Raw genomic sequence first — 19,690 nt, 5'->3', positions numbered from 1 at the left:
TTAATCAACACTAACCTGTTTTTAAGTTAGTGATCCTTAACAAGGAAGAAGTCGATGGAGACTCTGCAGACCCACGTGGACGCCGGTTCCCCCGCGTTTGCGGCCAACCAGGCAGCCCAGCGCGCCTTGGTGGATCAATTGCGCCAGCGGCTCGCTACGGCCGCCCGCGGAGGCCCGGAGAAGGCCCGCCAACGCCACGTCGACCGCGGCAAACTGCTCCCTCGCGAGCGCATCGACCAGCTCCTCGACGAGGGATCCCCGTTTCTGGAAATCGCACCCCTCGCGGCTGAGGACATGTACGACGGCGGCGCGCCGGCCGCGGGCGTCATCGCCGGCGTTGGCCTGGTGCACGGCCGGCACGTGATGATCGTGTGCAATGACGCGACGGTCAAGGGTGGAACCTACTTCCCGATGACCGTGAAGAAGCACCTGCGCGCCCAAGAGATCGCCCGGGAGAACCGCCTCCCGTGCATCTACTTGGTCGATTCGGGAGGCGCGTTTCTCCCCCTGCAGGACGAGGTGTTTCCGGATAAGGATCACTTCGGCCGCATTTTCTACCATCAGGCCCAGCTGTCTGCGGCCAAAATCCCGCAGATTGCCGCCGTCATGGGCTCTTGCACCGCGGGCGGGGCCTACGTGCCGGCGATGAGCGACGAATCGGTGATCGTCCGCGGCCAAGGCACCATTTTCCTCGGGGGGCCACCCCTCGTGAAGGCCGCCACGGGCGAGGTCGTCACAGCCGAGGAACTCGGCGGCGGTGAGGTCCACGCCAAAACGAGCGGCGTCGTCGACCACTTGGCCGAGAATGACGAGCACGCCCTCCAGATGGTTCGGGACATCGTGGAGACGCTCCCGCCACCCGAGCGGCCCGCGTGGGAGGTCGCCGAGGCCATGGAGCCGGTCGTGGATCCGGAGGGTCTCTACGGCGCCGTGCCGACTGACCTCAACACCTCCTTCGACGTGCGCGAGGTCATCGCCCGCATCACGGACGGTAGTGAGTTCCACGAGTTCAAGGCGAACTACGGAGAGACCTTGGTGACCGGTTTCGCGAGGATCCACGGCCACCCCGTCGGGATCGTCGCCAACAACGGCATCCTCTTCGCGGAGTCCGCGCAAAAGGGAGCGCACTTCATTGAACTGTGCGATCAGCGAGGTGTTCCGTTGCTCTTCCTGCAGAACATCTCAGGATTCATGGTGGGCCGAGAGTATGAGGCCGGAGGCATTGCCAAGCACGGGGCCAAGATGGTCACCGCGGTCGCCACCACGCGGGTTCCCAAGCTCACGGTAGTCATTGGAGGCTCCTTTGGCGCCGGCAATTACTCCATGTGTGGGCGGGCCTATTCGCCACGCTTTTTGTGGATGTGGCCGGCGGCGCGCATCTCGGTGATGGGCGGAAACCAAGCGGCCAGCGTGCTGGCCACCGTCAAACGGGACGGGATCGAAGCCCACGGCGGCGAGTTCACCGCCGAGCAAGAGGCGGAGTTCACCGAGCCCATCCGCGCTCAGTACGAGGCGCAGGGCAATCCCTATTACTCGACCGCCCGCCTGTGGGATGACGGCATCATCGACCCGGCGGACACCCGCCGCGTGGTGGGCCTCGCCCTCGACGTCTGCTCGCGCCAGCCGTTGCCGGACTCCGGCTTCGGCGTCTTCCGGATGTAGGACTGACCATGACTGACCTCTTTGAAACCGTCCTCGTCGCCAACCGAGGCGAAATCGCGGTGCGGATCATCCGCACCCTCCGCCGGCTCGGCATCCGCTCCATCGCGGTGTATGCCCCGGACGACGCCGACGCGCTGCATGTGCGCCAGGCCGACGAGGCCGTCGGGCTCGGCGATGCCGAGCACCCCTCCGCTGCAGACACCTACCTCAACATCGAGGTCATCCTCGCCGCGTGCCGCAGCACCGGAGCCCAGGCGGTGCATCCGGGCTACGGCTTTCTGTCGGAAAATGTGGAGTTCGCCCGCGCGCTGGAGGCCGCTGGCATCACGTTCATCGGACCACCGAGCGAATCGATCAACCTGATGGGGGACAAGATCCGCTCGAAGAATCACGTGCAGGCCCACTCCGTGCCCGTCGTGCCGGGTATTGCGGAACCTGGCTTGAGCGACGCGCAGCTCACGGAGGCCGCGGAGTCCATCGGCTACCCCCTGCTCATCAAGCCGTCCGCGGGCGGCGGCGGCAAGGGCATGTTCGCGGTCACCGAACCCGGGGAACTGCCGGCCGCACTGGCCTCGGCCCGGCGTACGGCGAGGAACGCCTTTGGAGACGACACCCTCTTCTTGGAACGGCTGGTCACCACGCCGCGGCACATCGAAGTCCAGGTCCTCGCGGACGGGCACGGGAGGACCGTGCATCTCGCCGAGCGAGAATGTTCCCTTCAGCGCCGCCATCAGAAGGTCATCGAAGAAGCCCCCGCGCCGTTGTTGGACGGCCTGGGCCGCGCGGGGGAGGAGATTCGCGCTCGGTTGGGCGCCGCCGCGGTGCGTGCGGCCGAGTCCGTCGGCTACCGGGGCGCCGGTACCGTGGAATTCCTGGTCTCCGACGAGGCTCCGGACGAGTTCTTTTTCATGGAGATGAACACGCGACTCCAAGTGGAGCACCCGGTCACAGAAGAGGTGGTTCGGGTCGAGGGCCGGGGGCTCGATCTCGTCGAGCAGCAGGTGCGCATCGCGGCGGGTCAGGCGCTGGCCTTTGGACAGGACGACGTGCGCTTGTCCGGCCACGCCGTGGAAGCCAGGGTCTACGCCGAGGATCCCGCCGCCGACTTCTTGCCCTCAGCAGGGAAAGCCTTCTACGTGGAACTGCCGCAGGGGGAGGGCCTGCGCGTCGATACCGCCATCGAGGGAGCAGGCACCATCAGCGCTGGGTTCGACCCGATGATCGCCAAGGTCATCGCCCGCGGCGCCCACCGGGCCGAGGCGCTCGACCGCCTCGACGGCGCCCTCGCAGAGACCGTGATCTTGGGCGTCGCCACGAACGTGGAGTATCTGCGGTCGCTCATTGCGGACGACGACGTCGCCGCGGGCCGGCTTGACACCAACCTCATCGCCCGGCGCGGGGCATTCTCCTCCCGGGAGCTCACCGGGGAGGAGTTGGATTTCGCCGCGGTCGTCCTGGGCACCGGGATGCTGGTACCGGACGCGGGCGCCCCGGCGACGGCCCCGCCCCCGGCTGCGGGGAGACAGGGGCCGTGGCAGCTGGGCGACGGCTGGCGGCTCGGCGAGCACCGGCGTCGGACCTATGACCTGGACGTCGACGGAGAGGCCGTGCCCGTCACCCTCGGTGAGTCGGGCGCGGCGAGAGTCACGGTCAACGCCGGGCGGGCACGGCTGGACGGCGACGGCGTGAGCGCGAAGTTGGTGTGGGATCAGGACTCCGGAGCCGCGTGGCTGGCCTCCGGCGGGCGGACGGCGACTGTCCGGCTGCTCAGCCGCCGAGACAAGCTGCACCGGCACTTGGCCCAGCTCAAGCGCGCGGTCGCCGGGGGAGACCCGGACCTGCGGGCCCCGATGCCCGGCACCGTCGTCTCACTCAGCGCCTCCACGGGCGATCGCGTGGAAGCGGGGCAGCCGATCGTCACGGTGGAGGCCATGAAGATGGAACACCCCGCGCTCGCCGCCGTCTCCGGAATCGTCACCGTGCACGTTGCGGTCGGCGACCAAGTACCCAAAAGCCACGTCCTGGCCAGCGTTGCACCCGACGCTGGCGAGGCGTCCGCCACCGAACCTGCCAGCGAAGGAGCATGAACATGCCGAATTTTGAATTGGAAGACGAGTATCAGGATCTCGTGGAGACCGTTCGCGACTTCGCCCAAGAGGTGATCGCTCCGGTCTCCGCCAAGCACGACGAGGAACACAGCTTCCCCTACGAGATCGTGGCCCAAATGGGCCAGTTGGGGCTGTTCGGACTGCCGTTTGAGGAAGAACACGGCGGCATGGGCGGCGACTACTTTGCGCTCTCCCTGGCGCTAGAGGAGATCGCCCGCGTCGACCAGTCGTGCGCCATCACTCTGGAGGCCGGCGTCTCCCTCGGTGCGATGCCCATCCACCGCTTCGGTACGGCGGAGCAAAAGGCCACGTGGCTGCCGAAGCTCGCCGCCGGCGAGGCGCTCGCCGGGTTCGGCCTGACCGAATCCGAAGCGGGTTCCGACGCCTCGGGGACGCGGACGACGGCCAAGCTGGAGAACGGCGAATGGGTCATCAACGGGACCAAGGAGTTCATCACCAACTCCGGCACCGACATCACGCAGCACGTCACCGTCACCGCGGTCACCGGGCAGACGGAGCGTAAAGACGGCAGCATCAAGAAGGAAATCTCCACGATCATCGTCCCGACCGACACGGAGGGTTTCACGGCTGAGCCCGCCTACAACAAGGTGGGCTGGAATGCCTCAGACACGCATCCGCTGACGCTGAAGAACGTGCGCGTGCCAGAGGAGAATCTGCTCGGCGAGCGTGGCCGGGGGTACGCAAACTTCCTCTCGATCCTCGACGAGGGCCGGGTGGCGATCGCTGCGCTCGCGACGGGTGCCGCGCAGGGGTGCGTTGATGAGTCCGTGCGCTACGCCAAGGAGCGCGAGCAGTTCGGCCGCAGCATCGGTTCCAACCAGGCGATCGCGTTCAAGATCGCCCGCATGCAAACCCGCGCCCACACCGCGCGGCTGGCCTACTATAAGGCGGCGTCAAAGATGCTGGCTGGCAAACCGTTCAAGACGGAGGCCGCGATCGCTAAGCTGGTCGCCGGTGAGGCCGCCATGGACAACGCCCGGGACGCGACGCAGGTCTTCGGCGGGTACGGATTCATGAACGAGTTCCTCGTCTCCCGCCACTACCGCGATTCGAAGATCCTCGAGGTCGGGGAGGGGACCACGGAGGTCCAGCTGATGCTGATTGCACGCGAATTGGGGTTGACAGCATGAGCGAGAGCCACGGACTGGACGCCTCGCCGGGGCAGCGGGCCGGACGCCGGATTGAGCAGCGCGGCCGGTATCTGGACGAGCTGCAGGTCGGGGACGTCTATGTGCATAGTCCGGGGCGGACCATCACCGAAACGGATAACGTCCTGTTCACCACGATGACGATGAACACCCAAGCCCTCCACCTGGACGCGGCGTGGAGTGCCCAGCAGCCGTTCGGGCAGCGGCTGGTCAACTCGATGTTCACGCTCGCGACCCTGATCGGCCAGTCCGTCACGCAAATCACGCAGGGAACCATCGTGGCCCAGCTCGGTCTGAGCGAGATCCGCTTCCCGGCCCCGCTCTTCCACGGGGATACGCTGACCTCGGAAACGGAGATCCTCAGCGTGCGGCCGTCGTCGTCCCGCCCCGGGCAGGGCGTGGTGACCATGAAGCACACGGGCTATCAGCAGGATGGCACGGTGGTCGCGGAAGCGACGCGCTCCTGTCTCATGTGGGAGCGAGCCGCCCATGAGAGCGCACTCGCCGGTGAGGTGCAGGCGTGAGCACGAGCTTCGCTCTCGGCCCGTCCATCCTGTTCTGCCCGGCGGACCGGCCCGAACGCTACGCCAAGGCCGCCGAGCGGGCGGACGCGGTGATCCTGGACCTTGAGGACGCCGTGTTGCCCGAGGCGCGCCCGGCCGCGCGCGAGGCCGTCGCCGCCAGCACGCTGGAGGCGGCCCGGACCATCGTCCGGATCAACCCCGCGGGCACGGAGGATCACGTCGCGGACCTCGCCGCCGTCGCCCGTACGCCCTACCGCACGGTCATGCTCGCCAAGACCGAGGCGCCCGGCGAGGCCGGTGCGCTCGCCGGTTACAGCGTGATCGCGCTCATCGAGACCGCCGCCGGCGTCGTCAACGCGCCGGCCATCGCGGCCGAGCCGAACGTCGTGGCGCTCATGTGGGGTGCGGAGGACCTCATCGCCTCCCTCGGCGGGACGGCTAGCCGGTACGACGCCGCCACCGGGCTGGGCGCCTACCGATCCGTCCCGGTGCAGGCCCGCGCGCAGGTGCGGCTCGCCGCCGGGGCGCACGGCAAGGCGGCGATCGATTCGGTGTACCTAGACATCAAGGACACCGAAGGGCTCGCGGCCGAGGTGAGCGACGCCGTCGCGCAGGGCTTTGCGGCCACCGCGTGCATTCACCCGGCGCAAGCCGAGGTGATCCGCGCGGGCTACCGGCCGAGCACCGAGCAACTTGCGTGGGCGAACGGCGTGCTCGACGCTGCCGCGCGCGAGCCCGGTGCCTTCCGCTACGAGGGCCAGATGGTGGATGAGGTGGTGCTGAAGAAGGCGCGATTGCTCGCGGAACGAGCGCGCACCACACGCTAGCGGAGCCGTCTCCGCTGGGAGTCAGGTGTGGATTACCCACGTGTTGGCTGTCCGCCGCTACACAACAGCCCGGCAGTGTGTTTGAGTGGCAACGTCCGTACTCCACAGACGGAGTTCATCGACGAAAGGACGTGCCATGAACGAGCTGTACACCGCAGAAGCACTGGCCACCGGAGCGGGCCGTGACGGCCACGTGGTCACCAAGGACGGTCAGGTCGAGTTCGACCTCGCCGCTCCCGAGTCCATGGGAGGCTCCGGCGACGGCGCCAACCCCGAGCAGCTCTTCGCCTCCGGCTATGCAGCGTGCTTCCACGGGGCCCTGCAGCTGGTGGCCAAGAAGGACGGCGTCGACGTGGCCGACTCGAGCATCGGCTCGCAGGTCACCCTCGGGAAAGACGACGAGGGCAATCTTCAGCTCGCCGTGATCCTTGAGGTCGTCCTGCCGGGCGTCGAGAAGGCCAAGGCCCAAGACCTCGCGGACAAGGCCCATCAGGTGTGCCCCTACTCGCGAGCGACCCGAGGCAACATCGACGTTGAGATTCGCGTGGCCGAGGACTAATCGGTGTGGCGCCTGTGAAAACTCACAGGCGCCATACTGGCCCGCCAAGGTGACACGGGGCCCGCCGTTTGGCAGATTGGGTGCGCATCAATTGTTGTTCCTGAAAGGACACCCGTGAAGTCTGTCATTGGCGCCCTCGTTGGTTCCGTCCTCGCCGTCATTGGCGGAGCCGAGGCCTATGTAGCCATTTTCCCCCGCCTGCAAATGGCATTCCAGCGCATGGAGATCGACGCGATCACGGCCAATCTCATCCTGGGCGGCATCCCCGCTCTGTTCTTGGTCATCGCCGCCATTGCCCTCTTCGCGGGCGGGCGCCCGAGCCGCTTGGCAGGTGCCATCGGATTGCTGTCCACCGCACTGTGTGTGCTCACCTACTACCTGTCGGATGTGCTGCTTGGCGCCGAGCGGCTGGGGTACCACGCCACCGTCGTGACCGGCCTCGTCCTGATGTACCTGTGGGCGATCATCACCGGCGGGCAGAAGCCGGCTGTCCAGGACGCCGAGGGCGCCGCAGACCACGTCGCGGAACCGGTCCGCTAAAGGTCTGGGAGAATAGGCGGGTGAGTGCTCAGAGTTTCTCCTTCCCGCTGTCCGAGGGCCCCGGCGCGTCCGGGGCGCCCCGTCGCGTCGCGCTGATCGGCTCGACCGGTTCCATCGGCACGCAGGGCCTCGACGTGATCGCGAAGGCCCCCGGGCGCTTCACCGCGGTGGCCCTCTCTGGCGGGTCCAACCTCGAGCTGCTGGCCCGGCAGGCCGTCGCCACGCGCGCCGAGGCCGTGGGATCGGCCGCGGGTACGACGGCGCAGCTCGCCGCCGCGCTGGATGCCGCCTGCGCTACCGCGTCCGTTCCGCGCAGCGGCGCGGGGGCCTACCGTCCGGAACTCTTCACCGGCCCCGAGGCCGCCGCGGCCATTGCCGGATGGCCCGACGCCGACGTCGTGCTCAACGGCATTACCGGGTCCATCGGGCTGGCCCCCACGCTCGCCGCGCTGGACGCAGGGCACCTGCTGGCGCTAGCCAACAAGGAATCGCTGATCGTCGGCGGCGCGCTGGTGAAGGACGCAGCCGCGCCCGGGCAGATCGTGCCCGTGGATTCGGAGCATTCGGCGCTCGCGCAGGCACTGCGCTCCGGCGGGGAACGGGAAGTCGCGCGGCTCATCGTGACCGCCTCCGGGGGGCCGTTCCGCGGCCGCGCCCGCGCTGAGCTGGCCACTGTCACCCCCGAGCAGGCGCTGGCGCACCCGACGTGGGACATGGGCCGCGTGGTCACCACCAACTCGGCCACCATGGTCAACAAGGCGCTGGAAGTGATCGAGGCGCATCTGCTGTTCGACATCCCGCTGGAGCGGATCGAGCCCGTGGTGCACCCGCAGTCGATCGTGCACTCGATGGTCGAGTTCGTCGACGGCTCCATCATGGCCCAGGCCTCCCCGCCGGACATGCGGTTGCCGATCGCCCTCGGCATCGGCTGGCCGCATCGCGTGCCGGGCGCCGCGTCCGCCGTCGACTTCACGCAGGCGGCCCAGTGGACGTTCGAGCCGCTCGACGAGGACACGTTCGGCGCCATCCGCCTCGCTAAGCAAGCCGCCGCCGCGTCGCCAACGCACATGGCCGTCTACAACGCGGCGAACGAGGAGGCGGTCGAGGCCTTCCACGATCGCCGCATCGGCTTCCTCGACATCGTCGACGCCGTCGCCGCCGTCGTCGAGGACTACGACGCCGCCGCCGTCACCGGGGGCGAGCTCAGCGTGGAGGCCGTGTTGGCCGCCGAGGCATGGGCCCGCCGCCACGCGCGGGCGCGCTGGTCAGGCCCGAGCCGGGACCGAGGGAACGGACACAACGCATGAGTATTTTGCTGTTTATCGCCGGCGTGGTCATCGTCCTCATCGGCGTCGCCGTCTCGATCGCCCTGCACGAAGTGGGGCACTTGGTGCCCGCCAAGCTCTTCGGTGTGCGCACGCCGCAGTACATGATCGGCTTCGGCCCCACGCTCTGGTCTACGAAGAAGGGTGAGACCGAGTACGGACTCAAGGCCATCCCGCTGGGCGGCTACGTCTCCATGATTGGCATGTATCCGCCCGCGAAGCAGAAGGGCAAGGTGGGTGCTACCGATCTGGGCGCGGGCGCGCTCGACGCTGACGGCGCCGCACCGGCGCCGCGGCCGACGTCGACCGGCATGTTCCAGCAGTTAGCCGACGACGCCCGCCGGGCCTCCGCGGAGCAACTGCAGCCGGGCGACGAGCACCGCATGTTCTATCAGCTGCCGGTCTACAAGCGCATCATCATCATGCTCGGCGGCCCGCTGATGAACCTGATCATCGCCACCGTGTTGCTCGCCGTGCTCATCAGTGGGGTGGGGACGTATCAAAATACGGTCCGGATCTCCGAAGTCAGCCAGTGCGTCATCAGCTCCGAGGAGCAACAGGCCAGGGCCTCCTCGGGCGAGGACGCCGTATGTCGCCCAGCGGACCCCGAGGCTCCGGCCTACGCGGCGGGCCTGCTGCCCGGAGACCTCATCACCGAGTACAACGGCGTGGCCGTGGCCGAGTGGGACTGGATGAAGCTCACCGAGCTCATCCGACAAACCGCCGGCGAAGACGTGCCCGTGACGTACGTGCGGGACGGCGTCGAGCAGACCACCACCATCACGCCCCGCTTGACGGAGCGGCCAGCACTGGACGCGATCGGCCGGCCCGTCACTGACGCCGCCGGAAACGTGGAGACCGTTGAGGTCGGGTTTGTGGGCATGGGTTCCCAGTCGCAGCTCATGACGCTGCCACTGACCGAGGTGCCGGAGAAGGTGGGAGAGAACGTCCGGGCCGTGGCCGACGTCGTCTTGGACTTGCCGGCGCGCATGGTCGCGGTGGGGCGGGCCGCGTTTACTGACGCCCCGCGTGATCCGAACGGCCCGATCTCCGTGGTGGGCGTCGGCCGGATCGCCGGTGAGGTCTCCGCCATGGAAGAGATCCCGCTGCAGGATCGCGCATCCACGCTGGTGGGCCTCATCGCGAGCCTGAATGTCGCCCTCTTCGTCTTCAACCTGATCCCGCTGCTGCCGTTGGACGGCGGGCACGTCGCCGGCGCGCTGTGGGAGGCCTTGCGCAGGGGGATTGCCAAGATCTTCAAGCGGAAGGATCCCGGCCCGGTGGACATCGCGAAGATGCTGCCGGTGACCTACGCCGTGGCCGGCCTGCTCCTGGTCATGGGTGCCATGCTGATCTTCGCGGACATCGTCAAACCGATCCAGCTGTTCTGACGTCGGCGCCCTCGCCTTCACCCGGGTACACCACGCCGATCTGCCGCCGCACTTCGTCCAGCGTGCCCATGATGGCTACCGATTCGTCCAGAGGCAGCAGGTCGCTGTCCAGCGATCCCTCGGTGATGAAGCGCTCGGCGGCCAGCGCCTGATACTGCATGCCGCGGCCGGGCACGGAACTGCGGTACCTCTCCACCACCTCGCCGGCGGCGTCGTAGTGCGTGAAGCTGGTCGCGTTGTACCAGATGGAATCGACCTCGATCCGCCCCGCGGTGCCGAGGATGTGTGCCTGGTTGGGGCCAGCGGAGCGGGAGGTGGACAGCGACGTCGAGAGGGCTCCTGACGCGTGCGTCATGATGGTGGCCACCTCGGCATCCGCGCCCGTCTCGGACAAGCGAGCGGAGGCGGTCACGGCGGTGGGCTGACCGAGGAGATCCCAGGCCAACGAGATGGGGTAAATCCCTAGGTCCAGAAGGGAGCCGCCGCCCAGCTCGAGGGCGTTGAGCCGGTGGGACGGGTCCGTGGAAATGGATTGGGTGTGATCCGCCATGAGCGCGCGCACCTCTCCAATGCCTCCGGCGTGGAGAAGGTGCCGGATGCGTTCCATGTGCGGAAGGTAGCGGGTCCACATGGCCTCCATCAACAGCAGGCCCTGGGAGCGGGCTAGGTCCCGCAGGGCGGCAGCTTCCGCCGCGTTGAGCGTCAGCGGCTTTTCCACCAGCACGTGCTTGCCGTGCTCCAAGGCGAGCACGGCGTTCGCATAGTGCATGGGATGTGGGGTCCCGATATAGACGATGTCGACGTCGTCGCTCGCCACGAGTTCCGCATAGCTGCCGTGGGCGTGGGGGATCGAGAATTCTGCGGCGAAGGCCTCCGCTGAGGCGCGCGACCGTGAGCCGACCGAGGTCACGTGTAGCCCGGCTCGGACCGCGTCTTGTGTGAAGAGGTGCGTGATCATGCCTGTGGCCAGAATGCCCCACCGAAGAGTGCTCATGGCCATGAACCTATCACCCACGCGCGGCGTGGCAGCCCCGTCGCTGACCGCAACCCGGAGGCATTTCAGTGTGATGGTTGACACATGTGGGAGCGCTCTCATATTGTTCTTTCCATCACAGGTGAGAGCGCTCCCACGTTTCTGGTGGTCTTGGCCGCGCCTCATCACCGCAGTGCTTCACAAGGAGTGAAATCATGACGAGGAACACCACGCGAGCCGGTCGTCGGATCGCCGCTCTCACCGCACTCGGCGCCATCGGCGCGCTGTCCCTGTCCGCCTGCGGATCAGGCGAGGCCGCCGAGGGCAGCGACGGCGGAGACGTCACGCTCTCGATCTCGACGTTCAACGACTTTGGCTACACGGACGAGCTTCTGGCGGAGTACGAGGACGCCCATGGCGTCACGATCGTGCATAACAAGGCGGCGACCTCCAATGACGCCCGCGCCAACTTCTTCCAGAAGCTCGGCAAGACGGGCCTGAGCGATATCGAGGCCGTCGAGGTGGACTGGTACACCGAGATGATGCAGTACTCCGACTTGCTGGCGCCGGTGCCCGAGGAGTTGAAGGGCCGCTGGCTGGAGTGGAAAGAAAGCGCCGCGACGGACGCCGAGGGGAACCTCGTCGGCTACGGGACGGACATCGGGCCGCAGGCGATCTGTTACCGCGGTGATCTGTTCGAAGAGGCGGGACTGCCGAGCGACCGTGAGGAAGTGGCCGCCTTGTTCCCCACCTGGGAGGCCTTCTTCGAGGTCGGGGCCGAGTACACGGAAGCGACCGGTCAGCCGTTCGTCGACTCCGCGAATTCGGTGTTCCAGGGCATCATGAATCAGCAGGAAAAAACCTACGAGGACACGGACGGTTCCGTCATCGCGACGGAAAATCCGGTGGTCCGCGAGGCCTACGACACGGTGGTGGAACAGGCCGTACCGATTTCCGCCTACGCCGGCCAGTGGTCGGAAGATTGGTACGCCTCGATGGCCAACGGCGAGTTCGCCACAATGCTCTGCCCGGGCTGGATGCACGGCATCATCGAGGGAGAGGCGCCGGAGGTCCAAGGCTGGGACATCGCCAACGCCTTCCCGGGCGGCGGTTCCAATTGGGGCGGCTCCTACTTGGTCGTGCCGGAGAATGGGCCCAATGTCGAGGAGGCCCAGAAGTTGGCGGACTGGCTCACCAGCCCCGAGACCCAGATGAAGGCTTTCGAGAACGCTGGCACCTTCCCGAGCCAGTCCGGCGCCTATGAGGACGCCGCACTCACCGACGCGACGAGCGAGTACTTCAACGATGCTCCCGTCGGGCAGATCGGGATCGAACGCTCAGAGGCCATCACGGTGACCCCGTACAAGGGAGCGAAGTACTTCCAATTCCACGACGGTCTGCAGAATGCCATCACCCGCGTCTTTGACGGCATCGAGGACGCTGAGACCAGCTGGAACACGTGGGTCGAGGAAGCCAAGAGCTTCTAACCCACCTCCCTCGCCGACGGCGGGGCACCGCAGCCGTGCCCCGTCGTCGTGCCTGTCCAGTGAAGGAAGTCCACGTGTCGAGTACCGCAACGCGCGCACGCACCTCCGGGGAGCGGCCCGTGCGCGTCCTGTCCTTCTCCCAGCGGCTCAGCCGCTGGGACCTGAAAGTTTCCCCCTACCTGTACATCTCTCCGTTCTTCCTGCTCTTCGCCGTGGTCGGACTGTTCCCCATCGGCTATACCGCCGTCATCTCCTTCATGGAGTGGGACATGGTCCGTGGCGAAGGCACGTTCGTGGGATTCGAGCAGTACGCCTGGATCCTGACCCAGCCCAAGTTCTGGACTGCGCTGGGGAACACCTTCTCCATCTTCCTCTTGTCCTCCGTGCCGCAGTTGATCTTCGCGCTTTTCATTGCTGCCCTGCTGGACCGGCACATCCGGGCGAAGACATTCTGGCGCATGTCCGTCTTGCTGCCTTACGTGGTAGCGCCCGTGGCCGTGGGATTGATTTTCAACAACCTCTTTGCGGACCGCTTTGGTCTGGTCAACGAGATCCTCAACCAGTTCGGACTTGAGTCGATTGGGTGGCACGTCGAACCGTTTTGGTCCCACGTAGCGATCGCGACGATGGTCAACTACCGCTGGACCGGCTACAACGCTCTCATTCTGCTGGCGGCCATGCAGGCCGTGCCGCGGGACTACTACGAGGCGGCGACGGTGGATGGCGCGGGCCCGTTCCGGCAGTTCTTTTCCATTACGCTGCCGAGCCTCAAACCGACGCTGATCTTCGTGGTCATCACGTCGACCATCGGTGGACTGCAGGTGTTCGATGAGCCGCGGGTCTTTGACCAGTACGGGTTGGGCGGCTCGGCCGGCCAATGGCTGACCATCACGCTCTACCTCTACAACATTGGCTGGGGCGAGTGGAACTTTGGGCGGGCCTCGGCGATGGCGTGGATCCTGTTCATCATCATCTTGGCCATCGGCCTGATCAACCTCCTCATCACCCGCGCCATGGTCTCGGACGAAGGCACGCGGGCCTCCGGCGCCCGACGGGCGCGCACCGTGCGCAAGAAGGAGTCCATCTCATGAGTCACGCCACCTCTCACACCTCGGCGCCCGGCGCATCGGCCACGCCAGCCGGGCCAGCTCAGCGGCACCCGACCGAGCCGTCGACGCGAGCGCCGGGGCCCTCGCGGAGCACGTCACGGCGCGGCAAATCGCCGCTCGGTAAGGTGCCACGCAAGGTCAAAGGGGTCCGGCCCGGATTCTGGACGTACGCCGGCCTCAGCGTCGTCCTCGTGGGCGCGCTGTTCCCTTTCTACTGGTCGTTCCTGATCGGTTCCGGCGACGCCTCGACGCTGCGGGATCCTGACCGCTCCTGGATCCCCGGAGGCAATTTCTTGGCCAATGCCGCCGCGGTGGTCAATGACCCGGCAGTGAATTTCTGGCAGGCGCTCTGGAACAGCCTGTACAGTTCCACGCTCATCGCCGTGTCCGTCGTGGTGTTCTCCACACTGGCCGGATGGGCGTTCGCCAAGCTGAAGTTCCGCGGGCGGGGTGCCCTGCTGACCTTCGTCGTTGCCACCATGGCGGTGCCGCAACAGCTCGGCGTCGTCCCGCTGTACATCCTGTTTTCCGAGATCGGCTGGACCGGGCAGGTCGGCGCGATCATCGTGCCGGCGCTCGTCAATGCTTTCGGCGTGTTCTGGATGACGCAGTACCTACGCCAAACCGTCCCGGATGAGCTCATCGAAGCGGCCCGCGTGGACGGTGCCTCGATGATCCGGACGTTCTGGACCGTGGGCGTCACCGCCGCCCGCCCGGCTGCAGCCATGCTGTTCCTCTTCACGTTCGTGACGGCGTGGAACAACTTTTTCTGGCCCTTCATCGTTCTTGATCGGCAGAACCCCACCCTGCCCGTGGCCTTGTCCCTGCTGCAATCCAACTACTTCGTTGACTACTCGATCGTGCTCACCGGCGTCCTGCTGGCCACGGTGCCCCTCTTGCTCTTGTTCATTTTCGCGGGTAAACAGCTGGTGAGCGGCATCATGGCCGGCGCCGTCAAGGGCTAGCCCGATCTCCTTCCGAAAGGATCACGACTCTATGTCTACCTCCCGCACGGCTTCGCCGGCCGGACACCTGGCCACGCGCGCCTTCCCGCAGGACTTCCTGTTTGGCGCCGCGACGGCGGCTTACCAAATTGAAGGCGCCGCCTTCGAGGAGGGCCGCACCGCGTCCATCTGGGACCACTTTGCCCGCACCCCGGGCGCGGTCATCAATGCAGACAACGGCGACGTGGCCTGCGACCACTACCACCGCTACCCCCAAGACGTCGCCCTGATGAAGGACCTCGGCCTGCAGACCTACCGGTTCTCCACTTCGTGGTCCCGGGTTCGTCCCGACGGCGGCGCCGTGAACCGCGCCGGAGTGGACTTCTATGAGCGCCTGGTCGATGAGCTTCTCGGCGCGGACATCGTGCCGTGGCTGACCTTGCACCACTGGGACATGCCGCAGGTCCTTGAGGAGGGTGGAGGCTGGACCCACCGCGACGTCGTCGAACGCTTTACCGAGTACGCGCTGACGATGCATGACGCGTTGGGGGACCGGGTCAAGATCTGGACCACGCTCAACGAGCCCTGGTGCTCGTCCTTCCTCTCCTACACCGCCGGGGCCCACGCACCCGGCCGCCAATCCGTGGGCGACGGGCTCCTGGCCGCGCATCACCTTCTGCTTAGCCACGGCACCGTCGTCAACGAATTGCGGCAGCGGGATGCGGAGCTGGACCTAGGCATCACACTGAATCTCACGGTGGCGGACCCGGTGAACGCCGACGCGGAGGCGGATCTCGATGCCGCTCGCCGCATCGACGGCCAGTTCAACCGGTGGTTCCTCGACCCGTTGTTCCGAGGCGAATACCCCGAGGACGTTGTTGATGACCTCCGCCGGGTCGATGCCGCCGCGGTCAAGCAGTGGCAGGAAGCCACCCACGACGGCGATCTCGCCACGATCAGCGCACCCATCGATGCGCTGGGCGTGAATTACTATCACGGGGAATTCGTTGGTGGTGAGAAGCCCGAGGTGGCGCCTCCGGGCGGAGATGCACCCACCGACCGGCCGATCAGCAGCCCGTTCCCCTCCCACGAGGGGATCCATTGGCACGAGCGCGCGTTGCCGCGCACGGGGATGCACTGGGAGGTCCAGCCGGAGGGCTTGACCCGGCTCTTGCAACGAGTCAGTCGCGAGTACGCGGCACCGGCCGACGTCGCGCTGTATGTCACCGAAAACGGCGCAGCGTACGACGACGAGTTGGTCGAGGACGGTGGCGAACAGCGCGTCCATGACGCTGAACGCGTGGAGTTTCTCCGGGGGCACCTGGGCGCGGTTCTTGATGCACGCCAGGCCGGCGTCGATGTGCGAGGCTATTTCTACTGGTCTCTGCTGGACAACTACGAGTGGGCGTGGGGATACGAGAAGCGCTTTGGCCTGATTCACGTGGATTACACGACCCAAAAACGCTTGGTCAAGGACAGCGGACTCGAGTATCGTCACATCATCTCGGAGCGGGCGATCTAACCCGCCACCAGTTGCAAGGAGCACGATGACCACGGAGCGTCACACCCGGCGGAGCGCGGCAACGATTGAGCAGGTCGCCGAACGCGCGGGAGTCTCCCGCTCCACGGTCTCTCGCGTGGTCAACGGTGGCAGCCGGGTGAGCCCGAAGGCGCTCGAGGCGGTCCAAGCCGCGATTGAGGACCTGGACTATGTGCCCAATCGCGCGGCGCGGTCGCTGGCCTCGCGCCAGACTCACGCCGTGGCCCTCGTGATCCCCGAGGACACCAACCGGTTCTTCGGGGACCCATTCTTCGCGGCGATCGTTAGCGGCATCAACGCCGCCATGAGCGAGTCCCACTATGTGCTGAACCTCTTCATCGCCTCCGACGACCCGGGCTCGAAGACCACCCGGTACTTGACGGGAGGCAACGTGGACGGGGCCATCGTGGTGTCCCATCACACGGCGGATACGTTCGTGAATCGGATCGCCGAGGCCGTACCGCTCGTCTTCGGCGGACGCCCGGCGGTGCCCGCCGCGGAAGACTACTACGTCGACGTGGATAACGTGGCTGGAGGCCGCATGGCCACGCGGTACCTCATCGACGCCGGGCACCGCAGGATTGCCACCATTGCGGGTCCGACGACGATGCCCGCCGGCGAGGACCGGCTCGCCGGGTTTCGGGCCGAACTCGAGGAGGCCGGGCTGGAGCCCTTCGCCGTCGTACCCGGGGAGTTTACTGCGGAAGGTGGGGCGGCCGCGGCGCGGACCCTACTGGAACACACCCCGGGCAGCAGGCCCGAGGCGATCTTCGCGGCGAGCGATCTCATGGCTCGTGGCGCGGTGCGCACCCTGATGGCCCAAGGAATTCGCGTGCCCGAGGACGTGGCCGTCATCGGGTTCGACGACTCGCCGGTGGCGGTCGCCGAGCACCCCCACTTGACCACGGTCCGGCAGCCCTCACGCCGCCAAGGGGAGGTCATCACCGAGGTCCTCTTGGCCCGGCTGGCCGGCGAGCAGCCGGCACCCGCGACGATCCTGGACTGCGAGTTGGTGCGCCGGCAGACGGCCTGACGTGTGGAAAGAGTCACCGCTCCCTCGCCCGTGACACCCAGCGATGGAAAGTACACTGGCGGGCATGAGTCTTTATTCCGTTGAATACGTCTACGCGCCGGAGACAGACGAAGCCCGTGCTGAGCACCGTGCCGCGCACCGCGAACTTCTGGGTTCTTTGAGCGACCCGGAGCACGTCAAGCTCGTCGCCTCCGGCCCCTACACCGATGGTTCCGGTGCGCTGCTGGTCTTCGCCGCGTCCGGGGAGGATGCCGTCAACGAGGTGATTCGCCGCGACCCGTTCGTTTCCGAGGGGCTGGTGGCCAACGCGAAGGTGACCGAATGGGACCCCGTCACGGGCGAACTCTCCGGGTACGCCTCGTAGCGCGACCCGCGTAGGATGGACAGAGTGCGGCCGGCCTCTCCGGTCCGCACGTGAGATTTCACTTTCGTCACAGGAGGATCCGTGACCGCCGTTTCGCTCGGCATGCCTCAGGCCCCGCCGCCCGTCCTTGCACCCCGCCGCAAGACCCGTCAGTTCAACGTCGGCAAGGTGGGCATCGGGTCGGAGTCTCCCATCAGCGTCCAGTCGATGACCACGACGAAGACGCATGACATCAATTCGACCCTGCAACAGATCGCCGAGCTCACGGCCGCCGGCTGCGACATTGTGCGCGTGGCCTGCCCCACGGACAAGGACGCCGAGGCGCTGCCGATCATCGCCAAGAAGTCTCAGATCCCCGTCATCGCGGATATCCACTTCCAGCCCAAATACGTCTACGCGGCTATCCAGGCCGGGTGCGGGGCCGTGCGTGTCAACCCGGGCAATATCCGGAAGTTTGACGACCAGGTCAAGGAAATCGCGGCGATGGCCAAGGACTACGGCACCTCGCTGCGCATCGGCGTCAACGCTGGTTCGTTGGACAAGCGCCTGCTGCAGAAGTACGGCAAAGCTACCCCGGAGGCGCTCGTCGAGTCCGCCGTATGGGAGGCCTCGCTGTTCGAGGAGCACGGATTCCACGACTTCAAGATCTCCGTCAAGCACAATGATCCGGTGGTCATGGTGCGCGCCTACGAGCTGCTCGCGGAGGCCGGTGACTGGCCGTTGCACCTTGGCGTGACCGAGGCCGGTCCGGCGTTCCAAGGCACCATTAAGTCGGCCACCGCCTTTGGCGCCCTGCTCTCGCAAGGGATTGGCGACACCATCCGCGTTTCTCTCTCGGCCCCTCCGGTGGAGGAGGTCAAGGTGGGCAATCAGATCCTCGAGTCGCTCAACCTGCGTCCGCGCGGCCTGGACATTGTCTCCTGCCCGTCGTGTGGCCGGGCCCAGGTGGACGTGTACTCCTTGGCCGAGGAAGTGACGGCGGGCCTAGAGGGCATGGACGTGCCGCTGCGCGTCGCCGTCATGGGCTGCGTGGTGAATGGTCCGGGCGAGGCGCGCGACGCGGACCTCGGTGTGGCATCCGGCAACGGTAAGGGCCAGATCTTCGTCAAGGGCGAGGTCATCAAGACCGTCCCGGAGGATCAGATCGTCGAGACCCTGATCGAGGAAGCTACGCGCATCGCCGAGGAGATGGAGCCCGTTGAGGGCGGCGCCCCGTCTGTCAGCGTCTCCTGAAGCTCCCCGGCAGCCGAAGCCGGGGGAGCGGGTAGCGCCGAATGTCCGCGTCCTCGCGGTCGAGGACACGGCGCAACTCGCTGCCCTGACCGCGGCGGACCCCGTGGCGCACGCATTTGTCCGGGCCCAGCTGGAGGCCCATGGCTCGGCTGAGCCCCACGGGGATCCCGTTTTTCTGGGCCACTACGACGACGGTCAGCTCACCAGCGCCTGCTGGGTCGGCAACAACGTCGTTCCCCTGACCTCAACGGCGCCCCAGGCGCGCAGGTTCGGCCAAGCCGCCCTGCGCCTGGGGCGCCGTTATTCGTCAGTCTTTGGCCCCGCCGTCGCCGTGCGCGGGATCTGGGAGGTGCTGCGCCACGGCCAGCAGGCGGCGTTCGATGTCCGTCCCCACCAGCCGCTCCTCGCGATGACCACCCCACCCCGCGTCCCGCCCACGGCCACGGTACGCCGGGCCGTGATGTCCGATTACGCCACGATCCTTCCGGCGTGCGTGCGCATGTTCGAAGAGGAGCTGGGGTACTCCCCGCTGGAGAAGGGTGCGGCTTCCTACAAGGAGCGCGTGGAGACCCTCGTGCGGCAGGGCTCCACCCTCGCTGACTTCGAGGTTTGTGGTTCTCAGGTCATCTTCAAGGCCGAGGTCGCCACCATCACCGACCACGCTACGCAGATCCAGGGTGTCTGGCTGGACCCGAAATACCGCGGGCGGGGGCTCGCCGCGGGCTACGTGGCCGCCGTCGTCCAGCACGCCCTGACACTCGCCCCGGTCACCAGCCTTTACGTGAACGACTACAACGCGCCGGCCCTCGCGGCCTACGAGCGCGTGGGCTTCGAACAGGTCGGCGACTACGCGACCATCCTGTTCTAACGCGGAACAGCACGGCTCGGCTGCGGTGCCCACG

General features: G+C 66.9%; 18 protein-coding genes. 17 read left to right on the top strand and 1 reads right to left on the bottom strand.

Annotated elements, in window-relative coordinates; genetic code table 11:
• Positions 1–54: 54 nt before the first annotated feature.
• From IW252_RS03095 to IW252_RS03055, 9 genes are all read left to right on the top strand, one after another.
• On the top strand, positions 55–1,662 hold the full coding sequence (locus IW252_RS03095) for a carboxyl transferase domain-containing protein (protein WP_196835232.1): 1,608 nt from the start codon (positions 55–57) through the stop codon (positions 1,660–1,662).
• 8 nt (positions 1,663–1,670) lie between these two features.
• A complete protein-coding gene (locus IW252_RS03090) occupies positions 1,671–3,749 on the top strand; it encodes an acetyl/propionyl/methylcrotonyl-CoA carboxylase subunit alpha (protein WP_196835231.1) in 2,079 nt (692 codons plus the stop codon).
• Positions 3,750–3,751: 2 nt separating this feature from the next.
• On the top strand, positions 3,752–4,921 hold the full coding sequence (locus tag IW252_RS03085; RefSeq protein ID WP_196835230.1) for an acyl-CoA dehydrogenase family protein: 1,170 nt from the start codon (positions 3,752–3,754) through the stop codon (positions 4,919–4,921).
• Entirely contained in the window at positions 4,918–5,463 is a 546-nt protein-coding gene (locus tag IW252_RS03080; RefSeq protein ID WP_196835229.1) for a MaoC family dehydratase, read from the top strand. The genes IW252_RS03085 and IW252_RS03080 overlap by 4 nt, the downstream gene beginning before the upstream one ends.
• Positions 5,460–6,290 (top strand): HpcH/HpaI aldolase/citrate lyase family protein, encoded by an 831-nt coding sequence (locus tag IW252_RS03075; protein ID WP_196835228.1) that lies wholly within the window; start codon positions 5,460–5,462, stop codon positions 6,288–6,290. The genes IW252_RS03080 and IW252_RS03075 overlap by 4 nt, the downstream gene beginning before the upstream one ends.
• A gap of 136 nt (positions 6,291–6,426) precedes the next feature.
• A complete protein-coding gene (locus tag IW252_RS03070; protein WP_196835227.1) occupies positions 6,427–6,849 on the top strand; it encodes an organic hydroperoxide resistance protein in 423 nt (140 codons plus the stop codon).
• 114 nt (positions 6,850–6,963) lie between these two features.
• Entirely contained in the window at positions 6,964–7,389 is a 426-nt protein-coding gene (locus tag IW252_RS03065; protein ID WP_196835226.1) for a hypothetical protein, read from the top strand.
• Positions 7,390–7,436: 47 nt separating this feature from the next.
• Positions 7,437–8,696, top strand: coding sequence for a 1-deoxy-D-xylulose-5-phosphate reductoisomerase (dxr, locus tag IW252_RS03060; protein WP_196837063.1), 1,260 nt, complete (start codon positions 7,437–7,439; stop codon positions 8,694–8,696).
• Positions 8,693–10,105 carry a M50 family metallopeptidase gene (locus IW252_RS03055; RefSeq protein ID WP_196835225.1) on the top strand — a complete coding sequence of 471 codons (1,413 nt, stop codon included), beginning with the start codon at positions 8,693–8,695 and terminating at the stop codon, positions 10,103–10,105. Before dxr ends, IW252_RS03055 begins: the two co-directional genes overlap by 4 nt.
• Here IW252_RS03055 and IW252_RS03050 read toward each other — a convergent pair.
• Complete coding sequence (locus IW252_RS03050) at positions 10,083–11,099, bottom strand: Gfo/Idh/MocA family protein (RefSeq protein WP_196835224.1); 1,017 nt, start codon at positions 11,097–11,099, stop codon at positions 10,083–10,085. The two genes, IW252_RS03055 and IW252_RS03050, sit on opposite strands and share 23 nt — an antisense overlap.
• Positions 11,100–11,293: 194 nt before the next feature.
• Here IW252_RS03050 and IW252_RS03045 point away from each other — a divergent pair, with 194 nt between their 5' ends.
• From IW252_RS03045 to IW252_RS03010, 8 genes are all read left to right on the top strand, one after another.
• Positions 11,294–12,565 carry an ABC transporter substrate-binding protein gene (locus IW252_RS03045; protein WP_196835223.1) on the top strand — a complete coding sequence of 424 codons (1,272 nt, stop codon included), beginning with the start codon at positions 11,294–11,296 and terminating at the stop codon, positions 12,563–12,565.
• 74 nt (positions 12,566–12,639) lie between these two features.
• Positions 12,640–13,656: a carbohydrate ABC transporter permease gene (locus IW252_RS03040; protein WP_331271416.1), complete on the top strand. Its 1,017-nt coding sequence runs from the start codon at positions 12,640–12,642 to the stop codon at positions 13,654–13,656.
• Positions 13,653–14,639, top strand: coding sequence for a carbohydrate ABC transporter permease (locus IW252_RS03035; protein WP_196835221.1), 987 nt, complete (start codon positions 13,653–13,655; stop codon positions 14,637–14,639). Before IW252_RS03040 ends, IW252_RS03035 begins: the two co-directional genes overlap by 4 nt.
• A gap of 31 nt (positions 14,640–14,670) precedes the next feature.
• Positions 14,671–16,140, top strand: coding sequence for a GH1 family beta-glucosidase (locus IW252_RS03030; RefSeq protein ID WP_196835220.1), 1,470 nt, complete (start codon positions 14,671–14,673; stop codon positions 16,138–16,140).
• Between the two features lie 25 nt (positions 16,141–16,165).
• Positions 16,166–17,191: a LacI family DNA-binding transcriptional regulator gene (locus tag IW252_RS03025; protein ID WP_196835219.1), complete on the top strand. Its 1,026-nt coding sequence runs from the start codon at positions 16,166–16,168 to the stop codon at positions 17,189–17,191.
• 64 nt (positions 17,192–17,255) lie between these two features.
• Positions 17,256–17,555 (top strand): YciI family protein, encoded by a 300-nt coding sequence (locus IW252_RS03020; RefSeq protein WP_196835218.1) that lies wholly within the window; start codon positions 17,256–17,258, stop codon positions 17,553–17,555.
• An 81-nt stretch (positions 17,556–17,636) separates the two neighbouring features.
• Positions 17,637–18,788 (top strand): flavodoxin-dependent (E)-4-hydroxy-3-methylbut-2-enyl-diphosphate synthase, encoded by a 1,152-nt coding sequence (ispG, locus tag IW252_RS03015; protein WP_196835217.1) that lies wholly within the window; start codon positions 17,637–17,639, stop codon positions 18,786–18,788.
• Complete coding sequence (locus IW252_RS03010; RefSeq protein ID WP_231365880.1) at positions 18,754–19,656, top strand: GNAT family N-acetyltransferase; 903 nt, start codon at positions 18,754–18,756, stop codon at positions 19,654–19,656. The genes ispG and IW252_RS03010 overlap by 35 nt, the downstream gene beginning before the upstream one ends.
• Positions 19,657–19,690: the final 34 nt, after the last annotated feature.

It is taken from the genome of Zhihengliuella flava (genome assembly GCF_015751895.1).
GTDB classification, from domain to species: domain Bacteria; phylum Actinomycetota; class Actinomycetes; order Actinomycetales; family Micrococcaceae; genus Zhihengliuella; species Zhihengliuella flava.
The sequence above is the reverse complement of the archived record's forward strand: the minus strand, read 5'-3'. Positions and strand labels throughout refer to the sequence as shown.